This is a genomic window from Gilliamella sp. W8126, assembly GCF_016102185.1.
GTDB classification, from domain to species: Bacteria; Pseudomonadota; Gammaproteobacteria; order Enterobacterales; family Orbaceae; genus Gilliamella; species Gilliamella apis_A.
Genome location: NZ_JACFPE010000002.1, coordinates 107,367 through 122,590 on the forward strand (window position 1 = coordinate 107,367; position 15,224 = coordinate 122,590).

Genomic DNA, 15,224 nt, shown 5'->3' on the forward strand with positions numbered 1-15,224 from the left:
TTAATTAAAAAATTTTTTATAAAGCCCAAATAAGGATTAACTGTTTGGGCTATTTTGTTTAATTAGGAGATGAAAATGCCTTTAGAACCATGCATGAGTGTGATTCCAATGGTTGTTGAGCAAAGCTCTCGAGGAGAAAGAGCTTATGACATTTACTCACGACTATTAAAAGAAAGAATTATATTTTTGACTGGACAAGTCGAAGATAATATGGCGAATCTAATAATAGCTCAAATGCTTTTTCTTGAAGCAGAAAATCCTGAAAAAGATATTCATTTATATATTAACTCTCCAGGTGGAGTTGTAACTGCTGGTATGGCTATATATGACACGATGCAGTTTATTAAACCAGATGTTAGTACTATCTGTTTAGGACAAGCATGTTCAATGGGCTCTCTACTTTTGACTGCTGGAACTAAAGGTAAACGTTACTGTCTACCGAATGCTCGTGTTATGATTCATCAACCTTTGGGTGGTTTTCAAGGTCAAGCATCCGATATTCAAATTCATGCCCAAGAAATTTTGCAAGTTAAAAGTCGATTAAATAATATCTTGTCAATGCATACTGGGCAGGATATAAGTGTGATTGAAAAAGATACAGATCGAGATAATTTCATGTCAGCTGAAAGAGCGGTTGAATATGGATTAGTTGATGCCATATACAATAAGCGTTCTTAAATATTAAATAGGTGGTAAAAGTGGATAAAGAAAACTCAGAAAAATTACTCTATTGTACTTTTTGTGGCAAAAGTGAGCATGAAGTCCGTAAACTAATTGCTGGGCCATCATCTATTTATATTTGTAATGAATGTATTGGTTTGTGTAATGATATTTTAAAAGAAGAGAGTAAAAATTTTCTATCTCATGAAGAATTCATAAGTAAACCATTGCCAACTCCTCATGAAATACGTGATCATCTTAATGAATATGTCATTGGTCAAGAACGAGCAAAGAAAGTATTATCTGTGGCTGTTTATAATCATTATAAACGCTTGCGTAGTTATTCTATTCGTAGTGATGTAGAGTTAGGTAAAAGTAATATTTTATTAATCGGTCCAACTGGTAGTGGTAAAACACTATTAGCTGAAACATTAGCGCGCTTTTTAGATGTTCCTTTTGCTATGGCGGACGCAACAACTTTAACCGAAGCAGGTTATGTTGGCGAAGATGTTGAAAATATTATTCAAAAATTATTGCAAAGTTGTGATTATGATGTAGAAAAGGCCCAACGAGGAATTATCTATGTTGATGAAATAGATAAAATCTCAAGAAAATCAGATAATCCATCTATCACACGAGATGTATCAGGTGAAGGGGTACAACAAGCATTATTAAAAATAATTGAAGGTACAGTGGCATCGGTTCCTCCTAAAGGTGGACGTAAGCATCCGCAACAAGAATTTTTACAAGTTGATACCTCGAAGATTCTTTTTATTTGTGGTGGTGCGTTTAGTGGCTTAGATAAAGTTATTGAAAATCGAGTTTCTACTAATACTGGTATTGGTTTTGGCGCAGATGTAAAAAGTAGCAAAAATAAAGCAACAGAGTCTGAATTACTAGCTCAGATTGAGGCAGAAGATTTGGTCAAATTCGGTTTAATTCCAGAATTTATTGGTAGACTACCTGTCATTGGTACTTTATCGGAACTAGATAAAGATGCTTTAGTCAATATATTGACAGAGCCTAAAAATGCCTTAACTAAACAGTTTAATGCATTATTGGAATTAGATGGTGTAGAACTAGAGTTCACGAAAGAGGCTTTAGAGGCAATTGCCATAAAAGCGATGAAACGTAAAACAGGTGCTAGAGGATTACGTTCAATTGTGGAAAATATATTGTTAGATACAATGTATGATTTACCATCAATGGATAATGTAAAAAAAGTACTTGTTGATAAAGAAACGGTTGATCAGTTGCAATCACCTAAATTAATTTATAGTGAAAATGCAGAATTGTCGGCTTAATAGGTAAAATAATAAATTTTTTAAGCAGATTAGTTACAGTTAATGTTCAGCAGCCTAAAATACGTAGGTGCTTTAGTTGTGCTTACGTATTTAAAACGTCAAAGGAAAAGCTTGAATATCTTTAAATGGCCCCAATATAAGACAGATAAGTTTGTACTACCGAGAGAATAAAATGAAGACAAAACAAACTAAACAAATGATTATGCCTATTTTACCATTACGTGATGTTGTTGTATTTCCTCATATGGTGATTCCTCTCTTTGTTGGTCGAAATAAATCAATTCGTTGCTTAGAAAGTGCAATGGAAATGGATAAGCAAGTTTTCCTTGTTACGCAAAAGCATCCTTCCCAAGATGAACCAAATGTTGAAGATTTATATGAAGTAGGTACCGTAGCTAATGTCTTACAGTTACTTCAATTACCAGATGGTACAGTGAAAGTACTGGTTGAAGGGGTTACTCGAGCTAAAATTGTTGATATTGTTGAACGAAAAGAAGATGATTTTTTAATAGCCAATATCAAACCATTAAAAGAGTCGAAGAAAACAGATAAGATCAATCAAGCAATGACAAGGGTACTACTGTCAAACTTTGATGATTATGCCAAACTTAATAAAAAAGTAACACAAGAAGTTGTTGATTCTATTCATCTTATAAAAGAACCATCACAACTTGCTGATTCCATTGCCGCAACCTTGTTTATAAAAGTTGAACAAAAACAAGATATTTTGGTTACGGCGGATTTAGAAAAACGTTTTGAATTACTTATTTCATTAATGGAAGCTGAAATCGATTTGTTACAAGTAGAAAAAAATATTCGTCAACGAGTCAAGCAACAAATGGAAAAGGCTCAAAAAGAGTATTATCTGAATGAGCAAATTAAAGCAATCCATAAAGAGTTAGGTGATATAGATAATAAACCTGATGAATTTGAAGAGTTAAACTTAAAAATTTCTAAGGCAAAAATGCCTCAAGAGGCCAAGGAAAAAACGCTATCAGAACTGAATAAACTTAAAATGATGCCGGCCATGTCAGCTGAAGCGACTGTTGTTAGAGGTTATATCGACTGGATGCTACAGTTGCCTTGGCATAAACGTAGTAAAGTAAAAAAAGATATCCAAGCAGCACAAAAAGTATTAGATAAAGATCATTATGGGCTTGAGCGTGTAAAAGATCGAATATTGGAATATTTAGCCGTACAGGGGCGTGTTAATAAAGTAAAAGGTCCAATTTTGTGCTTAGTAGGCCCTCCTGGTGTCGGTAAAACGTCATTAGGCCAATCTATTGCCAAAGCAACTGGACGACAATATGTGCGTATGGCTCTAGGCGGTGTTCGTGATGAAGCAGAGATTCGTGGTCATAGAAGAACTTATATCGGATCCATGCCGGGTAAATTAATCCAACGTATGGTTAAAGTTGGGGTTAAAAATCCCCTATTTTTGTTAGATGAAATTGACAAAATGGCTTCTGATATGCGAGGTGATCCAGCTTCTGCATTGCTTGAAGTGCTTGATCCTGAACAAAATAATGCATTTAATGATCATTATTTAGAAGTAGACTATGATTTATCTGACGTAATGTTTGTGGCAACAGCTAATTCAATGAATATCCCAGCCCCATTACTTGATAGAATGGAAGTCATTCGACTGTCTGGTTATACTGAAGATGAAAAACTAAATATAGCTAAGCAACATTTAATCTCTAAACAGATTGCTAACAGTGGTTTAAAAGCCAAAGAAATAGATATTGATGACTCCGCTATTATTGGTATTATTCGCTATTATACTCGTGAAGCTGGCGTGCGAAGTTTAGAAAGAGAAATAGCTAAAATCTGTCGTAAAGTGGTTAAACAATTAGCTTTAAATAGTAAATTACGTAAAGTGAATATTAATCAAGACAATCTAAAAGACTTTTTGGGTGTACAACGTTTTGATTATGGCAAATCAGAAAGTGAAAATCGAATTGGTCAAGTTACTGGTTTAGCATGGACGGAAGTCGGCGGCGATTTATTGACAATAGAATCGGTAAGTGTTGTTGGTAAGGGGAAATTAACTTATACCGGCTCTCTTGGTGATGTGATGCAAGAATCGATTCAAACTGCATTGACTGTTGTTCGTTCGAGAGCTGAAAAACTTGGTATCAATAACGACTTTTATGAAAAGCGTGATATACATGTGCATGTTCCTGATGGAGCTACGCCTAAAGATGGTCCAAGTGCTGGTATTGCGATGTGTACCTCGTTGGTATCAACTTTAACCGGTAATCCAGTTCGTTCTGATGTCGCGATGACCGGTGAAATAACCTTACGAGGTGAAGTATTACCAATTGGTGGATTAAAAGAAAAGTTATTAGCCGCTCATAGAGGTGGTATTAAAACAGCATTGATTCCTATTGATAACGTTAAAGATCTTGAAGATATTCCAGATAATGTGAAATCTGAAATTGAGATTAAACCAGTAAAATGGATTGATGAAGTATTAACTATCGCCTTACAAAATAATCCATTTGGTATTGAGCCTGTAACAGGAAAAGCGAAAACCAAAAAAGCTAGCGCAAAATCTAGTAGAACTACTAAAAAAGTATAAATGTGTTAGCTAAATTTTTGAAGTGAGATAAATAAAAAGTCAACCGTGTGTTGACTTTTTTTATCGACTTTTAATTGAATAATAGCCTATTTTAGCAAATATGCTATACTTGCGAAATTCAAATTCAGGTGTATGGAGAATAGCCAGTTATGATGGAAACAATTAGAACAGCAGCAAACAGTGTTGTTGTTAAAATAATCTTTGCAATCATTATTTTATGTTTTATTTTTACCGGCGTTGGATTTTTTGGTTTTGGTGGTAGTAGTAATAGCGCCAATGATGAGCAGTTATACATTGCTAAAGTTGATGGTGAAGGTATCAGCCGAGCAGGATTTGAAGAGCAAGCAAAACAGGCGATTGCAAACGCTTCTGGCGATGCTTCTCTTATCAAAATGTTGCGTCGAAATATTTTATCTCAGCAAATAGATAATTATTTAGCTTATCAGTTTGCTCACAACATTAATACTGCTATCAGTAACGAGAATATAAAAAACTATATTAAACAACAAAGAGTTTTCTTTATAGACGGTAAATTTGATAATCAGAACTATTTAGATTTACTAGCTGAAAATGGTTTCACTCCTGATAGTTATGCCGAAATATTGAAAACATCATTACAACAACAACAAGTTATTGATGCTTTAGTTCAATCGAGTTTTGTTTTACCATCTGATTCCGAAATTGGATTATTAAAAAATCAAACGAGAAATGTTTATGCGACGGTAATTGATTCATCAATCGATGATAATAAAGATATAAATATTTCTGAAGCTGATGAACAAAAATATTATGATGAGCACAAAAATAATTTTCACAAGAAAGAACGTGTAAAAATTAAATATATTTATAATTCTAAAGACCTTATAGCTAGAGCAGTTAAAGTCAATGAAGATGAAATTAAAGCGGAATATAATAAGAATATCCGTGACTATAGTTATCCTGCACAAAAAGCTTTTAGCGTCATTTTTGTAACAGATAAAGCACAAGCTTATAAAATTACTAAAGAATTAGCTACAGGTGCTAATTTTGAACAAATTGCACAAATGCTTAATGCAAATAATGATATTTCACCTTATGGTAAAAATGGTTCATTAGGTTGGTTTTCTGAAGATAATTCTTTACCTGAGTTATTTAAAAAAGCAAAATTAAAAAAAATTAACCAAATTTCAACACCAATACCTACAGATGATGGATTTGCGATAATAAAGTTAGATGGTGAGAAACCAGCGCAAAGCATGGCTTTTAATTTAGTCAGAGATAGGATTGAAGCAAATATAGCTAATCAAAAAATACAAAATGAATTTAATGCAATTGAAGATAAAATTAAAGTTGCATTAAGTGAATCACCGAAATCTCTTGAAGAATTAGCCGAGAAAACAGGACTTACTGTTAATACTACTGGTTGGACAACTTATCAAGATCCTTTTTCAATCATGAACCATCCTGAAATAAGCGATTTAGTCTTTAGTGAAGAAATGATAGCTGATGGTCAGTTAACTCATAAAATATCTGACTTAATTCCAATTGAAAGAAAACATGGTAGTTATGATTTTGTTATTCAAGTTATTGATAATCGTCCTGAAGGGATAGCGCCGTTTGATGAAGTTAAAGATAGCATTAAACAACAGTTAACTAAAGATATATCCGATAATCGTTTTAAATCTAATGTTGAAAATCTATTAACTGAATTAAATACTACTGGCAAATCAGATAAAATTCGATTAAGTCAAAGGTATGAGTTAAAAAGAGACTCAACCGATTTAGATAAACAAGTTGTCGATATGGTATTTAATTTAGAGCAACCGATTAAAGGTGTTAAATCTATGGTTTATGGAGCAAAACTATTAGAAAATAATACAGCTTATATTGTTGCATTAACTAAAGTAAATACTCCAACTGAGTATCAAGATATTTCATCAGAATTATTACCATTATTTGCTGCTGATACTTATTATTATCTTCGCGATGATATTCGTTCTAAATCAAAAATTGAAATAATGCCTGATGCTAATATGTGATTGAGATCGAAATAAATTTCTATTAGCTGTAATTAAAGCAAAGCCACTTAGGTGGCTTTTCGCATTTCTATTATAAGTAAAATTCATTTTATTAACTTAGTGAGATAGTTAACTTGCAAGTTTAGTTGCATAATTATTTTGGAGTTAATCAAATGAAAATTTTTACAATATTATGTTTTTTATTCTCAAGCATCTTTTTTCCAACTATCTGTTTTGCAGAATCAAAATCAGAAACTACTACAGCGGTAGAAAAACAAGTTGCTCAAGTTAATATTAACACGGCAACAGCTGAAGAATTAACTAAAGAGTTAGTTGGTATTGGTATGAGTAAAGCTCAGAAGATTATTGAATATCGAGAAAAATTTGGTCCTTTTATTTCTATAGAGCAGTTAAAAGAGGTTTCAGGTATTGGTCAAGCAACACTTGATAAAAATATAGGAAAAATTACATTATAAATTTAGTCTCTTCCAACAAATTGCCTGTTGGAAGAGTTATTTAATTATCAATTGGATCAACATCAATATTCCATCTTACTTTTGATGCTTCGTTCCACTGAGTGATATTCATAAGAAGATTATCTAATATTTGCTGTAATAATTGTCGGTTGCTATGTTGCAAGAGTAATTGCCAACGATTATAGCCCGCTTTTTTCGGTTGGCTTGCAGGCATAGGGCCAAGTTGCCATAAATTTTGATCATAATTCGCTTTTAGCCAATCATGAATACGCTGTAAAAATTTTGGTGCTTGCTGGTTATTACGATCAGCGGCACGAATTAACACTTGATAGCTAAATGGAGGTAATAATGTTTGCTTGCGTTCTTGTAAGGTTTGTTTGGCAAATGCTTGATAACCTTGAGTTAGTAATATATTCAATAATGGATGTTCTGGATGATAGGTTTGTAGAATAACCTCACCAGCTTTTGCTTCCCGACCAGCTCGTCCTGACACCTGGGTATATATTTGTGCAAATCTTTCTGTGGCTCTAAAATCACTTGAAAATAGAGCTCCATCAACATCCACTATTCCAACTAATGTAACATCGGGAAAATGATGTCCTTTAGCCAGAATTTGCGTACCAACTAAAATATGAGCACCGCCTTCTTGGATGTCATGTAAATAAGTGTTTAATGCCTCTTTTTTGGTTATTGTATCGCGATCAATACGAGTGATTTTTATATTCGGAAATAATATATTGAGTTGTTTTTCAAGTTGTTCTGTTCCAAATCCAATAGGTAATAATTGCGTTGAACCACATTTAGGACATTGTTGGGGAATGTCTCTAGGTGTATCACAATAATGACAAATTAGTCTATTTTGTTTTTTATGAAAGGTATAAGGTCGATCACAGCGTGGGCACTCGGCAATCCAACCGCAATCATGACAAATGATTAATGGCGCAAATCCCCTACGATTAAGAAACAACATAACTTGATTATTATTATCTAAATGTTCTTTTATCTGGGCAATTAATGGCTGGGAAAGTCCAGAAGCCAGAACCATGCCACGAATATCTAAAATAGATTGTTTGGCTAATCTGGCATTGCCAGCCCGTTGTGTAAGCTTAATTTGCTGATACTTATGGCTTTGGGCATTATTAATGGTTTCAAGAGAAGGGGTCGCCGAACCTAAAACTATAGGTATATTTTCAATTTTAGCTCGGATAATTGCTAAATCTCTGGCATTGTAACGCCAGCCTTCTTGTTGTTTGTAGGAACTATCATGTTCTTCATCAATAATAATGATACCTAAATCTTGAAATGGAGTAAAAAGTGCTGATCGTGTACCTACGACGATAGCATTGTCACCAGCTTTACTTCTTAACCAAACTTCAAAACGTTCCTTATCGGTAAGGTTTGAATGTAAAATATCAATTGGTGCATTAAAACGTTGTTTAAAACGTTTGATAGTTTGTGGTGTTAAACCAATTTCAGGTACTAATACTAAAGCTTGTTTCCCTTGCGCTAAAACATCAGAAATGATATTTAGATAAACTTCCGTCTTACCAGAACCTGTTATACCATCAAGCAAAAATACACCAAATTGTTTGTTTTGTTTATTAATAGTTGTGATTGCATTTAATTGTTCATGATTTAATTGGATCGGTGCTTTGTTCGTTGAATAATTTGTATGCCAACAAATTTTATCAGGTTGACGATAAACAATCTCAATAAGTTGTTTTTTCTGTAATTCTTGATAGATATTAGAATTAAATTCACTTTCATTCAAACAGTTGTTTCTGAGTGAAGATATTAATAATTTCTGTTTTGGTGTTCGTGATAGTAGGTTTAAATCAATTTGTTGCCCTTTTGGTGTTAATTGCCAATGTTTTATGCCATCTTTGATAGCTGGGCGACCTTGTCTTAATAGGATCGGCATAGCATGAAATATTACTTCACCAATAGGGAAGTGATAATAACTGGTTGCCCAATTTAATAATTGCCAAACTGGTTGAGGAAAGAGGTTTTTTGTATCAATAATTTCTATAATAGGTTTTAAATTTTCGATATCAAAAGTTGTTTGCTGATCAATCTTAACGATGATTCCAATCATTTCTCGTTTACCAAATGGCACTTTAACTCGCATACCAATTTCAGCTTGCGTAGTAAGTGTGTAATCAAACAGTTGATAGAGAGGCACTGGTAAGGCTACATGGGCTATCAGCATTAACAATCACTATTACAGTTATAAAAATTGCTATTGTACGCAGATTTTATTTAACTCGCAAAAATTACGCAGATTAATTATTTCAAAATTAAATATTCAAAACTTTATGTAGACGCTAGTAGTATCAATAAACAAAATTTGTTATCTTGAGTGATAAATTAAAATATAATGTTTAAGGGTGTTTAAAAATGTCAGCGTCATTTTCACATATTAATCAACGTGGTGATGCTCATATGGTGGATGTTTCAGAAAAACAGATAACCCATCGAGAGGCTAGGGCTGAATCAATAGTATTAATGAATGCAGAAACATTTAATATGATTATTGAAGGAAAACATCATAAAGGTGATGTGTTTGCGACAGCTCGAATTGCCGGAATTCAAGCTGCAAAACGGACTTGGGAGTTAATACCACTTTGTCATCCATTACTACTTAGTAAAATTGAGGTTAACATTGAACCTCTATTTGAAAATCATAGTGTAAAAATTGAATCAATCTGTAAGGTAACAGGTCAAACAGGCGTGGAAATGGAAGCGTTAGTTGCTGTTTCTGTAGCTGCATTAACTATATATGATATGTGCAAAGCTAGTCAGAAAGATATGATTATCAATCAAGTTAAATTATTAAATAAAGTTGGTGGTAAATCAGGTGAATATAATTTAAACAAAATAGAACAATAAAAGTATGAATAAAATTTATTTTTTTGCACAAATTAGAGAGTTGTTAGGCATTGAATCTTTGGAATTAATGGTAGATCAAATGTCGATAGCTCAACTTTTAGAGCAACTTAGTTTACGAGGTGACAAATGGGCATTAGCTTTAAAAGAAAAACCCGTATTATGTGCGGTAAATCATGCATTAGTAGATTATCATCATATTATTCGATGTGGTGATGAAATTGCGTTTTTTCCACCGGTAACTGGTGGGTAATAATATGAATATTATTGAAATAAGCCAATCATCTATTGATATAAATTCATTGATAAAATGGTTAAATGAGTTACCTCAAGATGGTGCCGTAGTTACTTTTATGGGTAAGGTGCGTAGTTTAGAAAATCAAGTGATTTGTTTAACATTGGAACATTACCCTCAAATGACGGAAAAAGTATTGAGCAACATTATTCATCAAGCCAGAGAGAGATGGTCAATAAATCGAGTTGCATTAGTTCATCGTGTGGGCAAAATTAATGCTAATGAGAGTATTGTTTTTGTTGGTGTTAGTTCGGTACATCGCAGAGATGCTTTTGCCGCAACTGAATTTATTATGGATGTATTAAAAAATGAAGCGCCATTTTGGAAGAAAGAACAAACTACTAGTGGTGAAAATTGGGTAGAAGCAAAGCAATCTGATGTAAATGCCTTGAAGAAATGGTATTAATCCCTATTTAATATATAATAGAGTCGTTATGTTATTTTTATGAGAGGAAAGAGATGTCAAGTTATACGCCGAATGGGTCAATTATAGAACAGGCTAGTAGTCGTATACAAACATACATGAGTCAAGTGTATGGTTGGATGGCTGTTGGTTTACTTTTAACTGCTTTTGTTGCTTGGTTCGCATCAACTAGTTTTGAGTTTCTCATTTTATTATCACGAGTAATGTGGGTACTTTTAATTGCTGAAATTGGATTAGTATTTGTTATTTCAGGAATGATTAATCGTTTATCTGGTGCTGCCGCGACAACTTTATTTATGCTTTATTCAGTAATAAATGGTTGTACTTTTTCTATATATTTTATTTATTATACGTCATCTTCTATTGCCAGTGTCTTTTTTATTACCGCTGGAATGTTTAGTGCGTTAGCATTTTATGGTTATACGACTAAACGTGATTTATCTGGTTTTGGTAGTTTTTTATTCATGGGATTAATTGGTATTGTTATCGCCTCTCTAGTTAATCTATTTTTGCAAAGCGAACCTTTAATGTGGGCGGTCACCTATATTGGCGTATTTATTTTTGCTGGATTAACCGCTTATGATACACAAAAACTTAAGCAATTGGGTATTAACTTATCACAAGACGATCAAAATATGTTTAGGCGTTATGTGATATTAGGTGCATTAACACTCTATCTTGACTTTATCAACTTATTTATTATGTTACTGCGCATCTTTGCTGATCGAAGATAACCATTCTTAACAAAAAGGGCTCTACAAAGAGCCCTTTTTGTTAATTTTATATTAATTTCTATACTTTTATTGTTTTTTTGTTAAAAATTTTTCGGAAAGCAATAAATCAAAATAAAAAAAATATTATTATTAAAAAATTTCAGCTTTTTACCTAATGGATTTCTATGAAAAAACTTTATTTGTTCCTGTTAGTAAATATTTTAATTTCGTCAGTAATAACAGTTCGATATTTTTTGATTCCTGGGGCGTTGTTTACATGGGATGGTTGTCTTTTTTCATTCATCGCAGTTCTGGGGCATTTTTTCTCAGTTTATTTATTGTTTTTTGTTTTATCACTTCCAACTCTTTGGATGAATAAAAAATTAACTAATATCTGCTTGGCTTTTATATTCAGTTTATTTCAGATTATTTTATATATAGATACTATTGTTTTCCAGCAATATCGATTTCATATTAACGAATCGGTATTATCAATGGTGTTTTCTGGTCAGGTTGTGGATTTTTCAGCTATGACTTATATATTAATATTTTTGTTGATATTCGTTTTTTTTGCAGCGGAATATTTAATTCTGTATCTACTTGATAAGAAATTTAATCTTAATAATATTCGATCTAAATTATTAATTATACCGACAGTTTTTCTTGTTTGTTGTTTGGTTATCAGTCATCTGATACATATGATTGCTTTTTATTATGCCTATTCACCGATTATGGTTGTTAAAGAATATATTCCATTATATCGCCCATTTACTTCAAAAAAGATAATGGGGTATTTTGATAAATCAGGACAACGTAAAGTACACATTGAAAGAGATAATAAGCACGCAAGTATCTACTATCCAAAAAGAGAACTTCTGATTAATCCTGATAAACAAGCAACACCCAACATTGTGTTTATTGTATTGGATTCTTGGCGTTATGATACTTTTAGTCCAGATATTTCTCCCAATACCTATCGTTTTGTTCAACAGAATGATGGTATAATTTTTAATAATCATTATTCTACAGGTAATGCAACTCGTACCGGTATTTTTGGTCTTTTTTATGGTATTCCCGGCACATACTGGGATTCATTTCTAAGAAATCAAATTCCATCATTATTTATAACTACCCTACAAAAAGAGAACTATAATATCGGTATTTTTACTTCAGCCAAAGTTTCATCTCCTGAATTTGATCGTACTGTTTTTTCAACTATTAAAAATTTAAGAATTAGTAGTAAAAAAGGCCTTGCATCAAGTCGTGATAAACAGATAACTGATGACTGGCTAAATTGGTATAGATCTAGGGATAAATCCAACCCGAGTTTTTCCTTTTTATTTTTTGATGCGCCACATGGTTATGATTTCCCAAATGATTTTGAGGTAAAATTTAAACCGGTTGGTGATCTCAATTATATGACGTTAAATAATAATACGGATCCCGGTCCAATTTTTAATCGTTATAAACAGAGTGTCTATTATGATGATTATTTGTTGCAAAAAGTCTATGATGAACTCAAACAGTCTGGTTCATTAGATAATACCTTGATTATTATAACCGGTGACCATTCACAAGAAATGAATGACAATAAACTAGGTTTTTGGGGGCATAATGGTAACTATACTGATGCACAAACTAAAGTTCCTTTTATTATTGTTGGGGCAAAAGATCTTCAACACATGAGCGATAACATAAATAAATTTACTAGTCATGAAGATGTAGTACCAACAATAATGCGGAATTATTTACATGTCGAAAATGATATTAGTGATTATTCGACAGGTTATGATTTGTTTAGCCCGATATTAAATCGAGATTGGTTATTAATGTCGAATTATAGTTCTTATGCTGTTCGAACTAAAGATAACATCTATTTTGTTAATCGTCTTGGTATTAGTCATTATTTCGATGCTTATAATAATGAAGTAAATGAAACTCCTAATTATAATCTCATCCATGCTGCAATGAATAATATGCGTTATTTTTTCCAAACAGAACAATAAGAATAAATAATAATCCACCTTAATGGTGGATTATTTGAATTATTTTATATCAGCACAGTTTATGCAGTAAATATAACGATTTTGTCCATCTTGGAACTTGTCCCAGAACGAAACTTGTTGCTTGATCTGTTTTATTTCTGGTAGTTGTTCGAACAATATTTCTGCTGTTGATTTTGGCATCATTGCAATCATATCTGAATATAAAGCATTGATCCAATTACCTTCTTGTTTTTGCCAATCTATTTGGTAATCTGAAATATTAGCTAATGTGGCTGCCATTTCAATTGCATCATCAAAATCACCTAATTTATCAACTAAACCGTTTTTACTTCCTTCTGAACCAAGCCACACTTGACCTTGGGCTATATTATCTACTTGTTCGGTAGTCATATTTCGTGCTTTTGCTACTAAAGAGATAAAAGTGTGATAACCATGATCAATATTCATTTGAATAAATTGGTTCATTTCATTGGATAAATTCTGAGTTATGCTTCTATTTGCTAACGGTGATGTTGATACTCCATCATTATAGACTCCGATATGAGAAAGTGAATTTTCAATGGTTGGTACTATACCGAAGATGCCAATGGATCCGGTTATAGTATTTGGGCTGGCAACAATATAGTCTGATGCAGTTGATATCCAATAACCGCCAGATGCAGCCATTCCGCCCATGGAGACAACCACCGGAATTTGGTAACTACGTAAAGCCTCTAATTCATTGCGAATTGCTTCTGAAGCATCAACACTTCCACCAGGACTATTTACCCTAAGTATGACAGCTTGTATATTATTTTTATTTAAATTTTTACGAATGTTTCTTAATTGCGCAACAATATCTTGGCTTCCGGCGACGTTGCTGCTATTTTCTCCGTTGGTAATTGTTCCATTAACAAAAACAACGACTATTTTTGGTTCTTTAGTTGCTGGTTTAGCATTTTCTTTCAGCTGGTAATCATAAATACTTACTCTATTTTTTATATTGATTTCAAGTTCGAACTCGTGATTAGTCGCTATTGCATCAATCAAACCATTTGCTAAAGCGTATTGTGCCATGTTGCCATTAGCTGCTTTTAATTCTGATAACATGTCTTCAGGTAATGGTATTAATTGTGTCGGCGCTTTTTTTCGTTCTTCTGAAATATCACCAAGGTAGTTATTCCACATTAGATTTAACCATCGAGAGGTGTTGCTTCTGGCTTCATCCGACATATTGTCTCGAATGAACGGTTCAATAGCAGATTTATAAGTACCAACACGAAAAACATGAGTATTTATCTTTAAATTATCTAATAATGTTTTGTAATATAAGTTATTGGCTGATAATCCAAATACGCTTACAGCGCCTAATGGCGTTAAGTATATTTTATTAGCATAACTGGCTAAATAATATTGACTTTGATTAAAGTTTGAACCAATGGCATAAATAGGTTTATTGGCTGCTTTGAAATTCGTTAAATATTTTCCAATATATTGTAGAGAACTCATGTCAGCACCAACAAAATTATCTAATTTCAATACCATACTTTTAATATTAGGATCTGATGTGGCTTGAGATATCTTTTGCACTAAATCAAATAAGCTATTTTCACGAGATAGATTTACTCTTTTGCCATAAATCTTATCTTGTATTTCATAAATTTCATCACTATAAAGTGAGTTGTCAACGACAACACCCTCAAGATCCATAATTAAAGTGCCTGATTGAGGAATGACTTCTTTCTTGTTTACTTCTTTTATTAATGCGATACCACTAAAAATCAATAGAATAATGATTAAGAAAACGAGATTAAGAAAAATTTCTCTGATTAAATTGATAATTTTCCAAATTGATTTGATAACAGATAGTGCAGACATAATAAAATAGCCTTTTTCTAAT

General features: G+C 32.6%; 12 protein-coding genes. 10 read left to right on the top strand and 2 right to left on the bottom strand.

Features of this window, described 5'->3' with window-relative positions:
- Positions 1 to 75: 75 nt before the first annotated feature.
- From clpP to H3S74_RS04555, 5 genes are all read left to right on the top strand, one after another.
- Entirely contained in the window at positions 76 to 678 is a 603-nt protein-coding gene (clpP, locus tag H3S74_RS04535; RefSeq protein WP_294882269.1) for an ATP-dependent Clp endopeptidase proteolytic subunit ClpP, read from the top strand.
- A gap of 20 nt (positions 679 to 698) precedes the next feature.
- On the top strand, positions 699 to 1,964 hold the full coding sequence (gene clpX, locus H3S74_RS04540) for an ATP-dependent protease ATP-binding subunit ClpX (RefSeq protein WP_198247349.1): 1,266 nt from the start codon (positions 699 to 701) through the stop codon (positions 1,962 to 1,964).
- 172 nt (positions 1,965 to 2,136) lie between these two features.
- Positions 2,137 to 4,548, top strand: coding sequence for an endopeptidase La (gene lon / locus H3S74_RS04545; protein ID WP_198247350.1), 2,412 nt, complete (start codon positions 2,137 to 2,139; stop codon positions 4,546 to 4,548).
- 149 nt (positions 4,549 to 4,697) lie between these two features.
- A complete protein-coding gene (locus tag H3S74_RS04550) occupies positions 4,698 to 6,566 on the top strand; it encodes a SurA N-terminal domain-containing protein (protein WP_110447132.1) in 1,869 nt (622 codons plus the stop codon).
- Between the two features lie 152 nt (positions 6,567 to 6,718).
- Entirely contained in the window at positions 6,719 to 7,021 is a 303-nt protein-coding gene (locus H3S74_RS04555) for a ComEA family DNA-binding protein (protein ID WP_110447133.1), read from the top strand.
- Positions 7,022 to 7,061: 40 nt separating this feature from the next.
- On the opposite strand, the gene priA is transcribed toward H3S74_RS04555, so the two are convergent.
- Positions 7,062 to 9,230, bottom strand: a complete 2,169-nt coding sequence (gene priA, locus H3S74_RS04560) for a primosomal protein N' (RefSeq protein WP_198247351.1) — start codon at positions 9,228 to 9,230, stop codon at positions 7,062 to 7,064.
- A gap of 188 nt (positions 9,231 to 9,418) precedes the next feature.
- Here priA and moaC point away from each other — a divergent pair, with 188 nt between their 5' ends.
- The 5 genes from moaC (at position 9,419) to H3S74_RS04585 (ending at position 13,345) form a co-directional block, all read left to right on the top strand.
- Positions 9,419 to 9,910, top strand: coding sequence for a cyclic pyranopterin monophosphate synthase MoaC (moaC, locus tag H3S74_RS04565; protein ID WP_110447135.1), 492 nt, complete (start codon positions 9,419 to 9,421; stop codon positions 9,908 to 9,910).
- 4 nt (positions 9,911 to 9,914) lie between these two features.
- Positions 9,915 to 10,160 (top strand): molybdopterin synthase sulfur carrier subunit, encoded by a 246-nt coding sequence (moaD, locus tag H3S74_RS04570; protein ID WP_198247352.1) that lies wholly within the window; start codon positions 9,915 to 9,917, stop codon positions 10,158 to 10,160.
- 4 nt (positions 10,161 to 10,164) lie between these two features.
- Positions 10,165 to 10,608 carry a molybdopterin synthase catalytic subunit MoaE gene (gene moaE, locus H3S74_RS04575; RefSeq protein ID WP_198247353.1) on the top strand — a complete coding sequence of 148 codons (444 nt, stop codon included), beginning with the start codon at positions 10,165 to 10,167 and terminating at the stop codon, positions 10,606 to 10,608.
- Between the two features lie 53 nt (positions 10,609 to 10,661).
- Positions 10,662 to 11,360 (top strand): Bax inhibitor-1/YccA family protein, encoded by a 699-nt coding sequence (locus H3S74_RS04580; protein WP_110447138.1) that lies wholly within the window; start codon positions 10,662 to 10,664, stop codon positions 11,358 to 11,360.
- A 164-nt stretch (positions 11,361 to 11,524) separates the two neighbouring features.
- The gene (locus H3S74_RS04585) at positions 11,525 to 13,345 is read left to right on the top strand and encodes a DUF3413 domain-containing protein (RefSeq protein ID WP_198247354.1); all 1,821 of its coding nucleotides are present in this window, start codon (positions 11,525 to 11,527) and stop codon (positions 13,343 to 13,345) included.
- Between the two features lie 39 nt (positions 13,346 to 13,384).
- Here H3S74_RS04585 and sppA read toward each other — a convergent pair whose 3' ends face one another.
- Positions 13,385 to 15,202, bottom strand: coding sequence for a signal peptide peptidase SppA (gene sppA, locus H3S74_RS04590; RefSeq protein WP_198247355.1), 1,818 nt, complete (start codon positions 15,200 to 15,202; stop codon positions 13,385 to 13,387).
- Positions 15,203 to 15,224 lie beyond the last annotated feature (22 nt).